Genomic DNA, 17,946 nt, shown 5'->3' with positions numbered 1-17,946 from the left:
GTGGGCAGTTTTGACTTAGACCGCCTGGTGCAGGATCTGATGCGCCGCGTGCATCTCCTCGAGGTGGGTAACCCGCTCGGCTACTCGTCAGTGTCTGAGGGGTCGCTGCGCATCCTCTCGAATGAGGGGCTCACCGTAGAGGGATCGGCGAAGGTGGCGGGCTGGCTCGTCGTCACCGGTACGCAGCGCCTCACGGGCACGCTCGACGGGCAGGGCACGCTCGACTGGACGGGGCCGTGGTATCTCAAGGGGACGGGTCAGATCACAGGCGACTGCACCGTGACCGGCAAAATGTTCGTGAACGGGCCGTGGGAGATGAATGGCAATGGCAAGATAACCGGCACCGTTCAGATCACGGGCCCGCTCACAGTGACGGGGCCCGCGGTAGTGTCGGGAACTCTGAACGTCACAGGCGCGGCCGCGTTCGGCAACTCTGTCGACGTGCTGAACCGCCTCTCCCTGGGCCCGTCTGGGTATATCGAAGCCGGATCTGTGCGGATCGATCGTCTTGGGTCTCATGGCGGCAGGATTGCTTCGACGGGGAGTGTACTCGCGCTCGACGCCGCAGGATCCGTGGTGGTCAACGCGCCGTACTTTACGGCGGCGGCCGGATCATTCACTGACCTCTCCGCTATCGGTGCGATTAGTGCGAACATCAAAAACTTTTTGATCGAGCACCCGGTCAAACCTGACCATCTGCTGAGGCATGGCGCTACCGAGTCGCCCGTGTCGGGGGTCGAGTACTGGGGTGAAGAACGACTGACACCCAGCGGCGAATGCGTCGTGCGGCTACCTGACTATTTCGAGGCGCTCACGAAGCCAGAGAACCGTGCGGTGCTCGTCACCGCCCGCGGCTTCGTAGCCGACTGGGGTGACATCGACGACGGTGCATTCACGGTCACTGGCCCGCCGTCTGGCCGGTTTTCATGGCTCGTGAAAGCGGAGCGCGCGGGCGCAGACTTCGTGCTCGAAGAACCAATCTATGGGCCGATCAGGGCGCAGTCGTGACTTATTTTGAGAGAGGACGGTAGCTCATGGCGATCACCTACGCATATACGGGCAAGCTCGCAGACTTCGGCGACGCACCCTTCCCTACAGCTAAACCGAAGCTGTGGGTGGAACCGATGCAGCCAGCCATGTCGGGCGGGTCCGTGCTCGCAGCGAAGCGGGTGCAAATCACCCCAGCCTCGAACGGGAATTTCACAGTCCAGCTGATCGCGTCCGCAGACCTGGACCCGTGGTCAAGATACCGGCTCCGGTGCGAATGGCTCGACGGTGATGTTGTCATGGGCTGGAGCGAGTGGATCTTCACTGCCTTGATCGGCGGCGGTGGGATCGCCGACATGAGCGGCGTAGTGGTGACCAATGTGTGGCATTCAGCCTCATACCCGCCGGTGAACCGGAAAAACATTATTTGGATTCACCCGATTACGGGTGACGTTAGAGAGTGGGTTTAAACCATGTCGTGGGAAAAGTTCGAGAATATTAGAGGCCCGCAAGGCAAAATTGGCCCGGCTGGATCAATCGCTGGGGCGTCGGTCACCGCTATTGACGCTGAGCTGCCAGCCAAGGTCACGATGACCGGGGACACGGAAAAGCACGCCCACTTCGAGATTCCTCGTGGAGCGAAAGGGGACAAAGGCGACCCGGGGGTGGCCTCGTCGGCTTCGGCTGAATCCATCGCGCCGTCGGAGCAAGCAGCGGTGATCTTATCTAAGGAAGGTGAGCTAGTACACGCTCATTTCAAGATTCCTCGAGGGGCGTCCGGGACTGAGGCTGTACCGGCCGCGGAGGCTGTCGGAGAGTACCTCGCGACGGAATCATCACCAGTGCAGGCAGGGTTTGACAGTGGGGCCGCCCATCTTGTGGTGACCGATGGCACCGCCCTGAAGGCGGCTGTTTTAGGTTCAATCAGCGCGGCCGCAGACCCGAAAGGTTCCGCAGATTTAGTGGAAAACAACTCGCGTCTACGTGCACGGACCCGCGCGACGGTCGAACAGAAGAGATGGACCGACCCGGACGGGGACTGTGACTACGTGGTGATCAGGACGCATGGCGGCACGGTGTCAGGCCTTGTATCGAAACACTTCGCCCACGATGCCGAGCAGGATTTACAGCCGGGAGATCCACTGCGCGTGACACCGGAGTTCATTGGTGCGGCTGCTCGTCGCCTGGGGAAGCCAGTCGTAGTGAATGCGTCAGGGTTTGATGCGGTCTCGGGGCAAATCTTTGGCGCTCAAATAAAAGACGGTGTAGCTTATGGCGAGCTGGACTCCGCGAGCAAGAGTGGCGCAGAGTCCATAGGCTTTCTGGCTGATGGGACTGTGAAAGCTTACTCTGCGTTACGAGGAGACACTACTGCTCAGATGCTTGCAGATGGCGTGCGGGATTCGTTTGGGTTTGGTCCGATTTTGGTGGAAGACGGCGTGACGTTTGATCTCGCGTCGTCTGACTACTGGGGGCACGGTTGGAACGTGTCACGCTCGGCACGAAATATCTTGGGGGTTGACGCGGCCGGTAACGTCATCTTGATTCAGGTTGAGGGACGCACCGACGAGTATGGGTTGCGCGCTAACTCGATCGTTGACGTTGCGGTGGCTGAGGGATGTGTCACGGCAGTCGCATTGGACGGTGGCGGCTCTGTGCAGGCTGAGGTTGATGGTGTGCGGGCGATGATTTCGACCGATGCCGGCCGGGCTAGGGCGGTTGCTGATTTGTTGGCGCTCAACGTCGACGTGGCAGTTGGTTTCGATTCGGGGCTTTGGGAGTACACACCAACACTGGATGGGTTGAGTGGCCGGATCGTCGCGCGCAGGGTCGGTGAAGTTGTGTCTGTGAAGATCATGCTGACTGGTGCTGTGGCGGAGGGGGCTCAGACGCTCATGAGCACGCCCCTACATCGCATGTTTCGGCCTGGGCTTTCGGCTGAGCGTGGAGCCGTCTATTACCAAGGCGGCTATGCATGGACCGGGTATGTATCTGAATCCGGGCTGGTGGGAACGGTGATCCCTGTCGGCTCGGGAGTAAAGAACAACCCAGCAGGAACAATCACATTTCTCGCTGCAATCCAGAGCTAGAGAGGGTGAAGAAAACACCCTACAGTGCCGTCGAATAACTGGCGCCACTGGGTCAAGCCACCCACTCGGGGTGGCTTTTCTCATATCTACTAGAAAGGAGCAGTCATGACGTTTTCACCACTCGCTGACATGTCGCGCCGCATACCCGACATGGGCCGCTGGAATGCGCGCCAAGACGACGTAGCAGGCGTGCTATGGCACCACAACGCTGGCGTCGACTCGTACGGGCAGGCCACCGCGCCGGGCCGCGAAGTCTCAGCCCACTACTGGATCGCAAACGACGGCACGCTGCTGCCGCAGATTCCTGAGGAGCTGCGCGCCTGGACATCGGGCCACCCCGCCTACCCGGCGGGCGCGCTCGCGGACCATCGCTTCATCACCGTCGAGGTGTCGAATAGCGGCGGAGCGCCGGGCTGGCCGATCAGTGACGCAGCCTTGGATACGCTCGCTCGCCTGATTGGTGACGTGCACGCCCGTTACGGGCTCGGCCCCGTGAAGCGCGGCACCGAGGCTGGTGTCGCCGTACACAGTGATTTCGTGGCCACCGAGTGCCCCGGCCCATACGCCATGGCCCACATTGGCGAAGTGATCGCTGCCGCAGAAAAGTATCGCACCGGCGCAGCGTCGGTGCCCGCACGAGATAAGGACAAGCCCGTGGATTACATCACGCTGGACACGAACGCCCGCAAGACGAAGCAGACCCTCAAGCCGAGCTTGCCCCGCTTCCTCGAGCTCACCGACGCGGGCTCGACCGCGATCGCGGGGAAGCCTGGCGATCATCAGCTGGTCGCTGAGGTGACGCTGAGGGGCGAGCCCGGCACGGTGGTAGGGCTCGAGTGCCGCCGCTATATCTGGGACGGCAAGAAGTACACGTCAGACGTGTATATCAACGGCGAGGACGTGACGATTGGCGCTCACGGCTGGGTCGCTGCCGTGTTTCCGATCGCTAACCGCGTCCCGGCTGACGGGTCGCGGCTCGGTGTGAAGGCGAAGCCGCTGGGCAAGCTGCCGGTGACGGTGGAGCGGTACGCGGTCAAGGGGCACCGGTGGGATCGCTCGTAGGGCGTCTCATGCTGTGGGCGCGCCTCTGGTGGTTGACGGTGCCAGAGCCGCGCCTGCTGTCGATCGGGTGGGGCGTCGTCTACGCCGCTGTCATGGGCGCGGGCATAGCGGCGCTCACTGATCCACCGCTCGAGCTGCTCGGCGCGGACACGGGCGCCGCGGTGCAGGTGTCCATCGGTGGCCTCAACACGGCTGGTGCGCTGATCGCTATGGCGTCGGGGTACCGCGATTTCTGGCGGGGTGAACGGCTCGGGCTCGCGCTCATGCTAGCCGCCGGCATCATCTACGGCGGGCTGCTGCTGCATGTGAGTGATCGGCTGGCAGTGTCGGTGGCGGTGCCGCTCGCGTACCTCGCCGCCATGCTCTGCGTACTCGGGCTGCGCATGCTGATGATCCGCTGGTTCACGTACCGGCCGAGGGGGTAGCGGATGGATCAGACATCGTGGGTGACGATCATCGTCGCCCTCGTCGGTGGCGGCGGTCTTAAAGCGGGCTACGACATTCTGCGCGACATGGGCAGCGGTCGGGCGCGGGCACGGCGGGCCGAGGTCGACCACATGGCGACCCTGCTTGCCGAGTCAAATGCGCGAGCGCGAGTGGCTGAGCGGCGGGCCCGGATCGCGACCGAGCTCATGCACGAGACCAGGGTCGTCGCGCTCGCGCATGGTGTGCGATCGGTGGACCTGCCACCGGTCGATTTCAAAGACACGAAATGATGGGAGAAACTCTTGACTGAAAATCTGACGCGTGCCGAGGTGCACGCAGACGCACGCCGTCGCGCGTCGCGCACGATCGTACAGAACGCGGCCGCGGTGGTCGTGCTCGCTGTGGTCGGGGTGATCGCGGCCGCGCTGGCCGGCATCACTCCGGAGCAGCTGCTCGATGGTCCGTTCTGGATCAGTGTCGGTAGCGCCGCGATCGTGGCGGGACTTGGCGCGCTCGGCTCCTATCTGCAGCGCCTCACCGAGGCGGCCCGCGGTAAAGAGCCGCGCTAATCGCGAGTTTCAAACCTTGTCATATTCTGACAAGATTTGTTTTCTTGTCAGAATATGACAGTGAATGCAATATGGCCCCCGGTCTGCACCTCACACGAGGCACAGGCCGGGGGCCATTTTTGTGTCTTTCGGCACTTTGAGTCCACGCTTGGGGGGATGGTGGACACGCTCCCAGCCTACGCGTGCGGGATCGGTAGTAGCTGGATCTGGTACCGAAGCTTCACCTCTGCACCGCCCCCGCACCTCACATCGAGGTAGCGGGGGGCGGGCTTTTTGCGTTCACGGGCCGCTCACTCCCACGGCAACCTGCCGGGCGGCGGCGGATACACACGCAGCAGCCCACACGCCGTGCACACTGTCACACGCACGTCGACCCACACGGTCGGCTCACCACACGCTAGACACTCCATGTCGTCCATCATGCGCGAGAAACCGCGCACGTGGGGCATTTGTGGGGCGGTGGCGGAGTGTGAGGGGCTGCGCGAGGCTGCCCCACGCTGCCGCGCGACGGGAGCGACTAGAGCGTGTTCGCGCGCGCGGGCTGCCCTGTGCCGTGGGGCACTGTGCCAGGCTGCACTAGCCTGTGATCTGCGGTTTTGCTCTTTTAATCCGCAGGTCGTAGGTTCGATCCCTACTGGGGGCACTCTCATTTTCCACGCAGACCCTCGCTTCGGCGGGGGTTTTGCGGTCATAGGTACCGCCGATTCGATGGGGAGACGGCCAACTGGCGAATAGCCCTATCGGGAAGCGGTGTTCCACGTATCGGGTGTGTAACCTCGCAACATCGTGGACACCAAACCTCACGACTTCGTGGACACTATGTCCTAACACATCGTGCACAACTTTGCCAGCACGGTTCCGCCATGGCCACGGGCAGATCATTCACTCAATAAGGGAGTCGGTGGCATTGGCGGGACCAACTTTCATTTCTCCAATTACGGTGGTGCCGTCGGACTCATAAACCGGAATTACGTACCCTGCCTCGCTCTTCGTGGAGAGGCGCGCGGCCTCTTCGAATGTTGTAGGGAAAGGGCCACCGTCGATGTCTTCGACATATGCGTAGCCCTGCAGGCCATTTGTTGCCAACACGGGGACGAGATCTGGGCTTCCACGCTCGTTCTGCGAGCCAAAGGTGCGGCCCGATTCATTTAGTCCCCAGGGGGAAATCTGCTTCGTGGCATAACTTGCGGAGATAGACCATTTCGAGGCATCTGTTGCAATCACGCTCAGGACGCCATTGTCAAGCGAGGCGATAGGTACGAACCCATCGATGACCGACCCCACGCTGTCTTGGAGGCAGACCATCCCTTCCAGCTGGGATGTATCAGATGGGCGAGAGGGGTCTCCTGTTCCGGAAGGGAACGAAAATTCTCCCTTAGATAGACAAGTAAATGTTATTGCGACAACGTCGGCACCGGCAGGGGGTGCTCCTAGTAGGAGATCGTGGCTGCCCTCGAACATACCTGCAACGGCTTTCGAATGTGGAATGTTGTGACTGCTACCTGGCTGGGATAAGACATCTGAGGCAACGGCAACGCCACCACTAACTGCCACAACCCCCATTCCAATTGTGAGGCCAAGTAGCACTTTGGAATGCTTCTTCGGCAAACGTGATGCGTTGACTTTGTCGACCAGATGCGAGCGCAGGGCCTCCGGAAAACTGCCGGAGAAATCTAGTGCTTTCATACTCTTTCCTTTTCGAGATACTCATCAAGTGTTTGGGTTTCCAACTGAGCTTTTAGGCGCACGCGCACGCGGTGTATCCGCGTGCGGGCAGCGCCGCTGGTCATGCCCAATGCCTCAGCTGCCTCGGCCGGAGAGTATCCTTCCAGGGCTACTAGTCCGAATAGGGCCGCGTCTGAGGTGCTGAGCAGGGATAGTGCTGCGGAGAGTTCCCTGTCGAGCACTCCGTTGAAGATCATCTCGTCTTCTGCAGACCGCGCCGATGGCGTTCGTGGCAAGCTATCGATTAGGTTGCGGTACCTGCGACGAGATCGTCGTTCGTTCCTGCACGAATTTGTTGCGGTCACAAGAAGCCAGGGGAGAATCGATCTGTTGACAACTCGTACTCCCTTACGCTTCCTCCAGAGCTCCAGAAAGGCTACGGCAGTCGCGTCCTCGGCGGCCTGTATTGAACCTGCTTGGCGCAAGGAATGTCGAAAGACCCTGTCTTTGTGCATGTCAAAAATCTTGGCAAATGATTCGCCGTCACCCGTCAGGCTGGATTGCCAGAGCAATTCTTCGACGCTTTGATCCTGGTCCATGCTCTGTAATGTCCTGCACTCCGCCGTTCGTTACACATTCAGTCTTGATCTAGTTAGGAGTTAAATGCGGCTCTGGGTGACTTTATCGTTGAAAACTGAGTGACCTATTGACGATGGAGTCGGTGAGGCTCCTACAAGCGGGTTGATCGCTGGCGCGTCAGCCGACGCGATCACGAAAGCCATCGGATACTCCGCGACGACCGTGCACCGGTGGGTGAACCTGGGCGGCATGAAATTAGAAACGGGCTGTCGAAGAACACGGATGGACTCGAGCCTGCTGAACGGCTCAATAATTCGAGCAAGCACCAGGTTACGGAACACGTCACGGTCTTCCGTGTCAGTGACCTCGCTGAGCTGGAGCTGGTTGTAGGCCCGAGCTGGTAGTCCCGAACACGCACACCCGGAAGGGGGGTACTCTGGGATATCCTCGCCCGGGCATACGATCAGCTCCAGTTGGGCGGCGGGAGCCGCGCGTATTGGCGGGTTGCTGGTGCTCCGCGGTTGACGCGTGCGTTGCCGAATGAGTATTGGCAAGCGCAGGGTGTGTTATCCCATGGAGGTTGTGGACGTTGCCGGGCGACTTAGCGAACCGCCGTGTGCGGGTCCGCATGGACGGTGGTGTAAGAGAGTGGGCGGGAGACCCGACACACCTACTCGATGCGGCACCGTCGTATCGCAGCAGCAGCTTTGCTACGGTGGAGGCTACGCACTCGCTGGGATTGCACAGTTCTTCGGGCGAGTGCGCACAGAGCAACGACGCCCGCCGAAGAAATGAGTAACAGCAATGTCGACTAACCAACCCGATGACGCCGCTCTAGCCGGTGCGGTCAACGATGATGAATTGGCAATTCAAGCGACGCTCATGACGGTGCTCGGTGCGTTCCAAACTGGTGAAGCCGCGGGCATCGGTGCCCTGTTCACGCGAGACGCCGACTGGACGAACGCGTTTGGTACGAGGCTCACGGGCGGTGTCGCGGTTGAGGAGTACCTGCTCGGTCTGTTTGCCGACGCCAGTTTTTCGGCAGGAAAGCTCGCGGGAGCGCCCGAGGTCAGCGTGAAGCAGCTCGGCGAAGATGTCGTTGTCGCTCACGTGACCACCACGATTGTCGGTCAGCTCACCGAGGCGGGCGAAACGCTGGGAGACCGCACCACGAACTCGCTGCACATTCTGCACAGGCAGCCAGACGGTCGCTGGTTGATCACCACGCAGCTCTTCGCTGATGCGCGCACCGAAACAACCTATAGAGCTCACAAGTAGCAAGCGACGATACAGAGCGTTAGCGTTAGCGTTAGCGAGAACGAGAAGCCATGTATTTTGTCACCATCGTCGCCCTCTTTGTTGTGCTGCCAGCGGTCAGCGTCGCACTCGAATGGGTGTTGCGGCCCAAGCGGCGTGACCTCTGGGCGCTCATTGGCCGCTGGGTGGTGTTCTGGGCTGTCGGAGTGCGGTTGTTCACCGCTGGTCTGAGCCAGGCGATGCAGCCCGAGTACACGGCCGAGGGCATCTTTGGGATCACCGACCCTGTGGTGTTGCCGTTTATTCAAGAACTCGGGTTTGCCAATATGTCGATTGGGGCGGTCGCGCTCGTCAGCGTCTTCGTGCGACGATGGAGCATCCCAGCCGCAGTCTCGGGCATGCTGTTCTTTGGGTTCGCTGGGTTTCGGCACCTGTTCTCGGGCGACCTCGGTACGAGTGTGCAGCTGATGGCGCTCATTTCTGACCTGTACATCTTCGCGGTGCTCGCGGCCTATCTGATCGCGCACCTCCTACGGCATAGAAATACATCAGTGCCCGCCGCTAGCTAACCGAATGCACAGCGCAGCGCACGGGCTACCAGCGTAGACTCGCGTGGTCGGCCGGCAGTCCTCGGCCGCAGGTGGAGTGAAACTGTGACTCGTGAACATATGCGCCCGGTGCTGCAGCCTAGTGCGAGCTTTGACTGGATCATTGGCTCCGACGAACCCGGCGCGGCCTCGCGGCTCGCGCAAGAAACGTCGTGGGCGCTGCTGGACCGTGTGCGCGGTGACGCAGACCCTGAGCTCGTTGAGCGCGTCATCGGGATCGCGACAGGCGACGGTATCGACGACATCGCAGAGCTGTGGGCACGCGAGGGCGAGCACTCGCTGGCGGGAGTGCTGTGGCGGCTGTACCTGTTGCGCCGCGCGGTGAGCGCCGACGATGTCGGCGCAGCCGACCTGTTTCGCCGCGGAGAAGCCGCAGCCGTGACGATCGATCCGGTCGTTGCGGGCGCTGCAGAGCCGGTCACCCCCGAGTCCATTCAAGCCCTGTGCGACACTATTTTGCGTGGAGCGTTTCTGGGTGACCTGGGCGCCGCCCTCGAGCGCGCAGCGAGTTACTGCCGTGTCATGGCGCTGGGAGCCGCCGACCTCGCCGACGCGCGCGATGACCTCGATGATGCCCACGCGGCGCACCTCACCTCGCGCGCGCTGCGGTACTCCACGATCGCACACGAGCTGCACGCGGGGGCACGCCGCTGGCGCGACGGTACGCTCGCGTAGCGACGCATCGGGCCGCGGGCGCTCCCGGGTAACTTTTCAAGTGCGCTCCGGATCAGCCTGGACTAGACTGGGTTCTGCTGGGCCGCAGTAACCCCGGGCTCCAATTTTTGCCGCTTCGAGCGGCCTTCCGCCGAGAGGCGTTTCTGCGGTCTGGCACTCTAGCTCTCAGCCAACGTGCACCCAGGGGCGCAGCTGCACGCGCGGTTCAGCCTCGCGCAGCACTTCGCGCGTCATCGGGGCGATCTCGCCCTCACCGAAGAGCAAGAACCGCAGCAGGTTTGCGAGCGGGTTGCCCTCGGTCCACCTGAAGTAGAGGTGCGGCGTCACATTGAACGACGCTCCCAGGTGCAGTGCGACGGCAGCGAGCGCATTGGGTACGCTCGGGCTGCGCACCGTGAACACGTCATAGCCGTGCCGATTCTCGTAGCGCACCACCAGTTCGCCTTCGAAGTCTGAGCTGTCTGAGATCTCGACCTCGATGAACACGGCCACCGCGTCAGGCAAGCCGTGGGCGGCGCGTGCGTGGCGGAGCTTCGCGGCGTAACGCTCAGCGCTCACGTCGGTGGGTTCGTGGGCGATGAGGCGCAGTGCGCTGTCGTGACCGACACTGAGTGCTTCGACTACGCGGTACGCTGCCGCATCGAGTGTCACCGAGGTGGCACGTAGCTCGGTTGAACGGGCGACGCGAGACACGAAGCTCACCACCAGAATGCCGAGAATAAACAGTGCCGCGATGCGAATACCATCGGGGCGCTCGACCACATTTGCGACGGTCGTGTACAGGAACACGACCGTGATGACGCCAAAACCAACCGTAGCGCCGCGCTGCCGGGCGGCTCGCGCATGCAGCGTCACCGCGACCGCGGCTGAAGTGATGAGCACCAGTACGCCGGTCGCATACGCCCCGCCCTGGGCGTCAACACTCGCCTGAAAGACGATGGTCACCACAAACGCAATGGCCGTGAACACCAGCACGAGGGGGCGGGTCGCGCGCGCCCAGGCGGGCGCCATACCGTAGTGCGGCAGATACCGGGGCACAAGGTTCAAGAGGCCAGCCATGGCCGAGGCGCCCGCGAACCACAAGATCGCGATCGTGATGAGGTCGTAGCCCGTACCAAACCCTTCGCCGAGGTATCGGTGGGCGAGGTAGGCGAGGGCACGGCCGTTTGCTTTGCCACCCTCTTCGAACTCTGCGGCTGGAATCAGCGCGACCGTCGTGATCGACGATGTCACGAGAAACACGCTCATGATGAGCGCCGAGGTGGTGAGCAGCCGTTTTGCCCCGCGAATGCGACCGGCGGGGTTATCTTCGGTGTCGCTCGCGTCGCCCCGAATCTGCGGCATCACGGCGACACCGGTCTCGAACCCAGACAGGCCGAGCGCTAATTTCGGAAACACGACGAGCGCGATCGCCACCACAAACAGTGGGTTGCCGTGCTGCGTGGTGAGCACGCTCCACCAGTCGCCGAGCACGACGGGGCGACGCACGAGCTCGGCGAGCGCCACCGCAATCACGACGAGGTTCGCGGCGAGAAACACACCCACGAGCACCACTGCGAGTCGAATCGCCTCACGAAAACCGCGTAGGAACACAATGCCGAGCCCCGCGAGCAGCGCCAGCGTAATGACAACCTCTTGCCCGCGTACGGCGGCGGGCGCAAACGGGTTCTCGACGAGGTGCGCGGTCGCATCGGCGGCAGACAGCGTGATCGTGATCATAAAGTCGGTGGCGGCAAACCCCAGCAACGCGAGCACGGCGAGTTTGCCGCCCCAGCGCGGCATCAGCTTCGCGAGCATCGAAATTGATCCGGTGCCGTGGGGGCTCTGCTCGGCGACCCGGCGGTACACCGGCAGCGCGCCAGCGAGAGTCACCGCGACGAGCACGATCGTGGCGAGCGGGGCGACTGCCCCCGCCGCGAGCGCCGCGATCGCCGGCTGATAGCCGAGCGTCGAGAAGTAGTCGAGGCCGGTAAGGCACATGACGCGCAGCCAGTGCGCGCGGCGTTCGGGCTCGGGCCGACCGTGCGGGCCGGCGTGCCGCCCGGGTGCCTCGGCGGTCTCTGCGACGAGCCACGACCGCAAGGCCGCCCGCCGCGTGCGGCGAGGCGGCTCTGCCCCCATTTCAAGCGACGATCCCGTCGCGCTATTGATCACGGCGCAACATTACTCTTACGGGGCGTCGCGCACCAGCCCCAAATTTCGCTCCGGATCGAGCTGGATCCTGCGACTCCTTCGTCGCGCAGGATGACCGGGTGTGGGATCGCGCAGGATGACCGGGTGTGGGATCGCGCAGGATGACCGAGTAGCGGACAGCGCCTATTCTTCGTCATCCTGCGCGGAGCGAGCTTGCGAGCGCAGTCGCAGGATCCAAACCCCGGAACGTGGGTTACCCGAATCGACCGCTCACGTAGTCTTCGGTCGCCTGCACCGACGGCTGCGAGAAGATCTTCGAAGTGTCGTCGTACTCGATGAGCTTGCCCGGCTTGCCGGTGCCCGCAATGTTAAAGAAGGCGGTGCGGTCTGAGACGCGCGAAGCCTGCTGCATGTTGTGCGTCACGATGACAATCGTGTACTGCAGCTTGAGCTCGGCGATCAGGTCTTCGATCGCGAGCGTCGAGATGGGGTCGAGCGCCGAGCAGGGCTCATCCATCAGCAGCACCTCGGGGGAGACAGCGATGGCGCGAGCGATGCACAGACGCTGCTGCTGACCGCCCGAGAGGCCAGAGCCCGGCTTGTCGAGGCGATCCTTCACCTCGTTCCACAGGTTCGCGCCGGTGAGTGAGCGCTCGACGAGGTCCTCGGCGTCGCTCTTCGAGATGCGGCGGCTGTTGAGCTTGACGCCGGCGAGCACGTTCTCACGAATCGACATGGTCGGAAACGGGTTGGGGCGCTGAAACACCATGCCCACCTGGCGGCGCACGAGCACGGGGTCAACGCCCGGCCCGTAGAGGTCTTCGCCGTCGAGCAGGACCTCACCCTCGACGCGGGCACCGGGGATAGCCTCGTGCATGCGGTTGAGGGTGCGCAGAAAGGTCGACTTGCCGCAACCCGACGGCCCGATAAAGGCGGTCACGGTGCGCGGCTCGATGTTCATCGTGACGCCCTCGACTGCGAGAAACTTGGAGTAGTAGACGTTGAGGTCAGAGATCTCGATGCGCTTAGACATGCTGGGTGCTTTCTGTGGTGGTGAAGTGTGTGGATCCTGCGACTCGCTTCGCTCGCGCAGGATGACGGTGGGAGACGTGCGCAGGATGACGGCGGGGGAGGTGTGCGCAGGATGACGGTGGGGGAGCTGCTCGTCGGATGACGCGGGTGGAACCGCTAGCGGCCGAACTTGGGGGAGAACCACTTCGCGATGAGACGCGCGAGCAGGTTGAGTGCCATGACGATCAGAATGAGCAGGAGCGCTGCGGCCCACGAACGCTCGATGAACGCGAAGGCCGGGTTGCCCTGGTTCGCGAACTGTGTGTACACGTACACGGGCAGCGACTGCATACGGTCGGCGAACAGGTTGTAGTTCATTGACGCGGTGAATCCGGCCGTGATGAGTAGCGGTGCCGTCTCGCCGATCACGCGCGCGATAGCGAGCATAATGCCGGTGGTGATACCCGCGATTGAGGTGGGCAGCACCACCTTCAAGATGGTGCGCCACTTGGGCACGCCGAGCGCGTATGACGCCTCGCGCAGCTCGTTCGGCACGAGCCGCAGCATCTCCTCGCTCGAGCGCACGACGACGGGAATCATGAGCACAGCAAGCGAGACCGCACCGACGATGCCCATGCGTACGCCGGGCCCCAGAAACAGGGCGAATACGGCGTAGGCGAAGAGACCGGCGACGATCGAGGGGATGCCCGTCATGACGTCGATCAAGAACGTGATCGTCTTGGCGAGCCGGCCGCGACCGTACTCGACCAGGTAAATCGAGGTCAGAAGCCCCATGGGCACGGCAATGATGGTGGCCGCGAGCGTGATCATGAGCGTGCCGATCATGGCGTGCAGCGCGCCGCCGCCCTCACCCGTAACGTTGCGCATCGACGAGTTGAAGAACTCGGTGTCAAAGCGCGCCAGGCCGTTCGAGACGACCGTGATTCCCACTGAGATGAGCGGCACCATCGCGAGCGCAAAGGCGCACGTCACGAGCCCGGTGATGAGACGGTCGACGGCCTGCCTGCGACCCTCAATCAGGCCCGCCATCAGCGTGATGATGCCAAGGTACCCGAGGGTGCCCACGAGCACCGCTCCCACGAGTGAAAACTCGGAGCCGCTCGCTGCGGCCAACAGGCCGAACAGCGCGAACGAAACCACGAGGCTCGAGCCCAGCAGGATCCAGGGGGTGCGGCGTGACAACCGGTTACCGGCGAGGCTCGAACCTGCCTGAACGGGGCGTACCGTGATGGGCGGGCGGGTGGCCCGATCCGGAGCGAGGTCAGTGTGCTGGCTCATTAGTTTGCCTCCCGGAATTCAGCGCGACGGCTGACGATCCAGCGCGCAAGGGCGTTCACGAGGAACGTCACGATGAACAGGATGAGGCCGGTCGCGATGAGCACGTTGATGTTCTCGCCGTAGGCCTCGGGGAACGACAGCGCGATGTTGGCCGCGATCGTCGAGGGGTTCTCAGAAGTGAGCAGCTTGAAGCTCACGAGGCCGGTCGCCGAGAGCACCATGGCGACGGCCATGGTCTCGCCGAGTGCACGACCGAGGCCGAGCATCGCAGCCGAGACAATGCCGGGGCGGCCAAACGGCAGCACCGCCATACGAATCATCTCCCAGCGGGTCGCGCCAAGTGCGAGCGCCGCTTCTTCCTGCAGCTTGGGCGCCTGGAGGAACACCTCGCGGCAGATCGCGGTCATGATGGGCAGGATCATGGTGGCGAGCACGATAGCGGCGGTGAGAATCGTGCGCCCGGTACCCGAAGTGACGCCACCGAAGAGGGGGATCCAACCGAGGTTCTCGTTCAGCCACACGTAGACGGGCCGAATCGCGGGGGCGAGCACGCCGATGCCCCACAGACCGAACACGACGCTGGGCACAGCGGCGAGCAGGTCGACGATGTAGCCGAGTAGCTGCGCGAGGCGGCGAGGAGCGTAGTGCGAGATGAACAGCGCGATGCCGATCGACAGGGGCAGTGCGAACGCGAGCGCGAGGGTCGCAGCCCAGACCGTGCCAAACACGAGCGGGCCCACGTACTGCCAGAAGTTGCTTGTGAGCAGCGACGCGGTCTCATCGGTTGCGCTGAAGGCGGGGATGCTGCGCACGATGAGAAACAGCGCGACCGCGCCAAGCGTGACGAGGATCATGCTTCCAGCGAAGACAGCCGCGCGCGAGAACACGCGATCACCGATGCTGAGCACCGGCCTGGTGTGTGTGCGGCGCGCAGGCTTCGAGGCTGCGGGCGCGGCGGGGGTGAGGGTCACTTAGGGCTCTCCAGAGTCGGATCGGGCGAAACACGTGGGCGGGCCGCGTCATCACACTCTAGGCGATGACACGGCCCGCGGGGTGCTAGCTGATGGCGTCGATCGCGGGGGTGATCTTGCTGCGCAGGTCGGCCGAGATGGGGGCGCTGCCCGCTGCTTCGGCGGCAGCCTGCTGGCCCTCTTCGCTTGCAATGTAGCCGAAGTACGACTTCACGAGCTCGGCGTTGGCGGGGTCTGCGTAGGCTTCGCAGCCCACGAGGTAGCTGACGAGCACGATCGGGTAGACGCCCTTGGCGGTCGAGCTGCGGTCGAGCGTGATCGCGAGATCGTTTGCGCCGCGGCCCTCTTCGATGGGCGAGGCGTCAACGATTGCCGCGGCGGCTTCGGGGGAGTAAGCGACATACTCTTCGCCCACCTTGATCTCGACGGTGCCGAGCTCGCCTGCCTGTGAGGCGTCGGCGTAACCGATCGTGCCCACACCCGAGGTGACCGCTGCCACGACGCCCGAGGTGCCCTGGGCGCCCTCGCCGCCGAACTCTTTCGGCCACGACTCGATCGAGCCTACGCTCCAGTCATCGGGGGCTGCCGCGGCGAGGTAGTCGGTAAAGTTGCCGGTCGTGCCCGACTCATCTGAGCGGTGTACAGCGGTGATGGCGAGGTCGGGGAGCTCTGCGCCCTCGTTCTGGCTCGCGATTGCGGGGTCGTTCCACTTCGTGATCTTGCCCGCGAAGATCTGTGCCACGGTGGGCGCGTCGAGCTTCAGTGAATCGACACCCTCGACGTTGAAGATCAGGGCGATGGGCGAGATGTAGGCCGGAAACTCGACGATGCCGCTGTCGGCGGCGCAGGCGTCGAAGGGGCCAGCCGAGATTTCATCGAGCTTGAATGCGCGGTCAGAGCCGGCGAAGGCGCTCGCGCCCTGCTGGAACGTTTCGCGGCCGGCGCCCGAACCCGTGGGGTCGTAGTTTACGGTGACACCCGAGTTGGCGGTCTGAAAACCAGCGACCCAGGCGTTCTGTGCGGCGTCCTGCGATGAGGCGCCCGCACCAATGAGCTCGCCCGAGAGCGACGAGTCGCCACCCTCAACGTTCTGTGCGGCGGGGGCCTGCTCGTTGGCCGCGCAAGAGGTCAGGGTGAGTGCCGCGAGACCGCTGATGGCTGCAACCTTGGTCAGAGCTTTGAGCTTCACTGTGGGGTGATCCAATCTTGAGAACGGATGAGTCGTGGCCGGTGCCACACCAACAACAGTAGGAAGCTCGGGTGTCTTGCGGCTCGCTAACGGGTGAACAGCGGGTGAACTCACCGGGCGAAAATGGTGTGGGCCGCGCGCGGCTGCACGCCCAGCCCCGCGCCGACTAGCATGGAACAGATGAACGGGATCAAGAAGTACGCACTGACCATGGCAGCGGCGCTGCTCGTCTTGGGCACCGCGGGCTGCGCGCCAGAGCCCGAGGCCGCGCCTCAAGCAAAGGCGCCCGCCAGCAAGCCAGCCCCCAAGGCCGAGGTGAAGGCCGAAGACACTGCGCCAAAGCCGCAGCCCGGCGCGGGGCCCGCATGCCCCACCGACCACTGCGTGAGCGTTGCGATGTCGGGCGACCTCTTGTTTCACGAGGGGCTGTGGAGTCCGTTCGCGATTCCCACGAACGAGGCGGGCGAGAACTTCGACTTCTTGCCGCTGCTTGAAGGTCAAAAAGCGTACCTCGATCAGACCGACCTCGCGATCTGCCAGATGGAGACGCCGCTCGCGCCGGTGGGCGGCCCCTACCTCGGCTACCCCGAGTTCAACACCCCGCCCGAGCTGGCCAAAGCGGTGAAAGCGATCGGTTACGACGTGTGCACGACGGCGTCGAACCACACGATCGACCAGGGCACCGAGGGGCTCGTGCGCACCCTCGACGGGCTCGACGCGGCCGGGATCGCGCACACCGGTTCGTACCGGGCAGAGGGCGAGCGTGACGAACCGCTCATTGTCGAAGCCAACGGTGCAAAAGTTGCGATTATGACGTCGACGTTCTCGCTCAACGGGCTCAATGCCGAACACGACTGGCAGGTCGACTTTCGCATGGAAGAGCCGCGCGTCGACCCCGAGCGCATGATCGCGAAGGCCCAGAAGGCACGCGACATGGGTGCGGACCTCGTGATCGGTGTGCAGCACATTGGCGAGGAGTACTGGACCGAGCCGACGCCGGGGCAGCGCGAGCTTGCCATGCAGCTGCACGACAGTGGCCTGTTTGACTTCGTCTACCAGCACCACGCGCACGCGGTACAGCCCCTCGAGAGCTACAACGGCAAGTGGATTCTCTACGGCACGGGCAACACGATTAGTGAGTCCGCACCGCCCGCGCAGAGCGTCAACAACGAGTTCTTAATGACCCGTGTGCAGTTCGCGAAGCAGCCAGATGGCACCTGGACCACGAACGACGTGGCTTGGAACGCTGCGACAAACACGCAAAACGGGGGCTACAAGTGGTGCTCGGTGATGCCTGACCAGCCGCAGGGCGTGTGCCAGTCGGCCGAGTTTGACGCGGGTGTGCTCGAGCGCACGCGCGCCACGGTGGACGCGATGGGGGCGGCCGAGGCGGGCGCTCACGAGTGGCTATTGGCGAGCCAATAG

At 63.3% G+C, this 17,946-nt stretch carries 18 protein-coding genes and 1 tRNA gene; 12 read left to right on the top strand and 7 right to left on the bottom strand.

The window, feature by feature from the left end:
* The 8 genes from ACXR2W_RS02655 to ACXR2W_RS02620 all read left to right on the top strand — a co-directional run bounded on the left by ACXR2W_RS02655 (nucleotide 1) and on the right by ACXR2W_RS02620 (nucleotide 5,777).
* Nucleotides 1–1,008 (top strand): bactofilin family protein, encoded by a 1,008-nt coding sequence (locus ACXR2W_RS02655; protein WP_458811660.1) that lies wholly within the window; start codon nucleotides 1–3, stop codon nucleotides 1,006–1,008.
* A gap of 26 nt (nucleotides 1,009–1,034) precedes the next feature.
* Nucleotides 1,035–1,457, top strand: a complete 423-nt coding sequence (locus tag ACXR2W_RS02650; protein ID WP_458811658.1) for a hypothetical protein — start codon at nucleotides 1,035–1,037, stop codon at nucleotides 1,455–1,457.
* A gap of 3 nt (nucleotides 1,458–1,460) precedes the next feature.
* The gene (locus ACXR2W_RS02645; protein WP_458811656.1) at nucleotides 1,461–3,077 is read left to right on the top strand and encodes a phosphodiester glycosidase family protein; all 1,617 of its coding nucleotides are present in this window, start codon (nucleotides 1,461–1,463) and stop codon (nucleotides 3,075–3,077) included.
* 105 nt (nucleotides 3,078–3,182) lie between these two features.
* Nucleotides 3,183–4,139: a peptidoglycan recognition protein family protein gene (locus ACXR2W_RS02640; protein WP_458811654.1), complete on the top strand. Its 957-nt coding sequence runs from the start codon at nucleotides 3,183–3,185 to the stop codon at nucleotides 4,137–4,139.
* Nucleotides 4,124–4,564: a hypothetical protein gene (locus ACXR2W_RS02635; RefSeq protein WP_458811652.1), complete on the top strand. Its 441-nt coding sequence runs from the start codon at nucleotides 4,124–4,126 to the stop codon at nucleotides 4,562–4,564. The genes ACXR2W_RS02640 and ACXR2W_RS02635 overlap by 16 nt, the downstream gene beginning before the upstream one ends.
* Nucleotides 4,565–4,567: 3 nt before the next feature.
* The gene (locus ACXR2W_RS02630; RefSeq protein WP_458811650.1) at nucleotides 4,568–4,855 is read left to right on the top strand and encodes a hypothetical protein; all 288 of its coding nucleotides are present in this window, start codon (nucleotides 4,568–4,570) and stop codon (nucleotides 4,853–4,855) included.
* 12 nt (nucleotides 4,856–4,867) lie between these two features.
* Nucleotides 4,868–5,134, top strand: a complete 267-nt coding sequence (locus ACXR2W_RS02625) for a hypothetical protein (protein ID WP_458811648.1) — start codon at nucleotides 4,868–4,870, stop codon at nucleotides 5,132–5,134.
* Nucleotides 5,135–5,684: 550 nt separating this feature from the next.
* Nucleotides 5,685–5,777 (top strand) — tRNA-OTHER (locus ACXR2W_RS02620).
* Between the two features lie 239 nt (nucleotides 5,778–6,016).
* Here ACXR2W_RS02620 and ACXR2W_RS02615 read toward each other — a convergent pair.
* Both ACXR2W_RS02615 and ACXR2W_RS02610 read right to left on the bottom strand, forming a co-directional pair.
* Nucleotides 6,017–6,820 carry a hypothetical protein gene (locus ACXR2W_RS02615; protein ID WP_458811646.1) on the bottom strand — a complete coding sequence of 268 codons (804 nt, stop codon included), beginning with the start codon at nucleotides 6,818–6,820 and terminating at the stop codon, nucleotides 6,017–6,019.
* A complete protein-coding gene (locus ACXR2W_RS02610; protein WP_458811644.1) occupies nucleotides 6,817–7,398 on the bottom strand; it encodes an RNA polymerase sigma factor in 582 nt (193 codons plus the stop codon). The genes ACXR2W_RS02615 and ACXR2W_RS02610 overlap by 4 nt, the downstream gene beginning before the upstream one ends.
* Nucleotides 7,399–8,182: 784 nt before the next feature.
* Here ACXR2W_RS02610 and ACXR2W_RS02605 point away from each other — a divergent pair.
* The 3 genes from ACXR2W_RS02605 to ACXR2W_RS02595 all read left to right on the top strand — a co-directional run bounded on the left by ACXR2W_RS02605 (nucleotide 8,183) and on the right by ACXR2W_RS02595 (nucleotide 9,918).
* Nucleotides 8,183–8,656: a YybH family protein gene (locus ACXR2W_RS02605; protein ID WP_458811642.1), complete on the top strand. Its 474-nt coding sequence runs from the start codon at nucleotides 8,183–8,185 to the stop codon at nucleotides 8,654–8,656.
* 50 nt (nucleotides 8,657–8,706) lie between these two features.
* The gene (locus tag ACXR2W_RS02600) at nucleotides 8,707–9,204 is read left to right on the top strand and encodes a DUF6790 family protein (protein WP_458811641.1); all 498 of its coding nucleotides are present in this window, start codon (nucleotides 8,707–8,709) and stop codon (nucleotides 9,202–9,204) included.
* 84 nt (nucleotides 9,205–9,288) lie between these two features.
* The gene (locus ACXR2W_RS02595) at nucleotides 9,289–9,918 is read left to right on the top strand and encodes a hypothetical protein (RefSeq protein WP_458811639.1); all 630 of its coding nucleotides are present in this window, start codon (nucleotides 9,289–9,291) and stop codon (nucleotides 9,916–9,918) included.
* Between the two features lie 165 nt (nucleotides 9,919–10,083).
* Here ACXR2W_RS02595 and ACXR2W_RS02590 read toward each other — a convergent pair whose 3' ends face one another.
* The 5 genes from ACXR2W_RS02590 to ACXR2W_RS02570 all read right to left on the bottom strand — a co-directional run bounded on the left by ACXR2W_RS02590 (nucleotide 10,084) and on the right by ACXR2W_RS02570 (nucleotide 16,521).
* Entirely contained in the window at nucleotides 10,084–12,039 is a 1,956-nt protein-coding gene (locus ACXR2W_RS02590) for an APC family permease (protein ID WP_458812189.1), read from the bottom strand.
* A 265-nt stretch (nucleotides 12,040–12,304) separates the two neighbouring features.
* Nucleotides 12,305–13,084 carry a phosphate ABC transporter ATP-binding protein PstB gene (gene pstB / locus ACXR2W_RS02585; RefSeq protein ID WP_458811637.1) on the bottom strand — a complete coding sequence of 260 codons (780 nt, stop codon included), beginning with the start codon at nucleotides 13,082–13,084 and terminating at the stop codon, nucleotides 12,305–12,307.
* 155 nt (nucleotides 13,085–13,239) lie between these two features.
* Nucleotides 13,240–14,361: a phosphate ABC transporter permease PstA gene (gene pstA, locus ACXR2W_RS02580; RefSeq protein WP_458811635.1), complete on the bottom strand. Its 1,122-nt coding sequence runs from the start codon at nucleotides 14,359–14,361 to the stop codon at nucleotides 13,240–13,242.
* A complete protein-coding gene (pstC, locus tag ACXR2W_RS02575; RefSeq protein ID WP_458811633.1) occupies nucleotides 14,361–15,332 on the bottom strand; it encodes a phosphate ABC transporter permease subunit PstC in 972 nt (323 codons plus the stop codon). Before pstC ends, pstA begins: the two co-directional genes overlap by 1 nt.
* Nucleotides 15,333–15,417: 85 nt before the next feature.
* Complete coding sequence (locus tag ACXR2W_RS02570) at nucleotides 15,418–16,521, bottom strand: phosphate ABC transporter substrate-binding protein PstS (RefSeq protein ID WP_458811631.1); 1,104 nt, start codon at nucleotides 16,519–16,521, stop codon at nucleotides 15,418–15,420.
* A gap of 180 nt (nucleotides 16,522–16,701) precedes the next feature.
* Between ACXR2W_RS02570 and ACXR2W_RS02565 the strand changes: the two genes are divergently transcribed.
* Entirely contained in the window at nucleotides 16,702–17,946 is a 1,245-nt protein-coding gene (locus tag ACXR2W_RS02565) for a CapA family protein (RefSeq protein ID WP_458811629.1), read from the top strand.

It is taken from the genome of Leucobacter faecis (assembly GCF_054456695.2).
The sequence above is the reverse complement of the archived record's forward strand: the minus strand, read 5'-3'. Positions and strand labels throughout refer to the sequence as shown.

What these genes read in the sequence shown, in the direction of transcription:
- ACXR2W_RS02640 (WP_458811654.1), top strand. Translation starts at nt 3,183, where the DNA reads ATGACGTTTTCACCACTCGCTGACATGTCGCGCCGCATACCCGACATG.
- ACXR2W_RS02605 (WP_458811642.1), top strand. Translation starts at nt 8,183, where the DNA reads ATGTCGACTAACCAACCCGATGACGCCGCTCTAGCCGGTGCGGTCAAC.
- ACXR2W_RS02630 (WP_458811650.1), top strand. Translation starts at nt 4,568, where the DNA reads ATGGATCAGACATCGTGGGTGACGATCATCGTCGCCCTCGTCGGTGGC.
- ACXR2W_RS02590 (WP_458812189.1), bottom strand. Translation starts at nt 12,039, where the DNA reads ATGGGGGCAGAGCCGCCTCGCCGCACGCGGCGGGCGGCCTTGCGGTCG.
- ACXR2W_RS02650 (WP_458811658.1), top strand. Translation starts at nt 1,035, where the DNA reads ATGGCGATCACCTACGCATATACGGGCAAGCTCGCAGACTTCGGCGAC.
- ACXR2W_RS02600 (WP_458811641.1), top strand. Translation starts at nt 8,707, where the DNA reads ATGTATTTTGTCACCATCGTCGCCCTCTTTGTTGTGCTGCCAGCGGTC.
- ACXR2W_RS02610 (WP_458811644.1), bottom strand. Translation starts at nt 7,398, where the DNA reads ATGGACCAGGATCAAAGCGTCGAAGAATTGCTCTGGCAATCCAGCCTG.
- ACXR2W_RS02615 (WP_458811646.1), bottom strand. Translation starts at nt 6,820, where the DNA reads ATGAAAGCACTAGATTTCTCCGGCAGTTTTCCGGAGGCCCTGCGCTCG.
- pstA (WP_458811635.1), bottom strand. Translation starts at nt 14,361, where the DNA reads ATGAGCCAGCACACTGACCTCGCTCCGGATCGGGCCACCCGCCCGCCC.
- ACXR2W_RS02565 (WP_458811629.1), top strand. Translation starts at nt 16,702, where the DNA reads ATGAACGGGATCAAGAAGTACGCACTGACCATGGCAGCGGCGCTGCTC.
- pstB (WP_458811637.1), bottom strand. Translation starts at nt 13,084, where the DNA reads ATGTCTAAGCGCATCGAGATCTCTGACCTCAACGTCTACTACTCCAAG.
- ACXR2W_RS02645 (WP_458811656.1), top strand. Translation starts at nt 1,461, where the DNA reads ATGTCGTGGGAAAAGTTCGAGAATATTAGAGGCCCGCAAGGCAAAATT.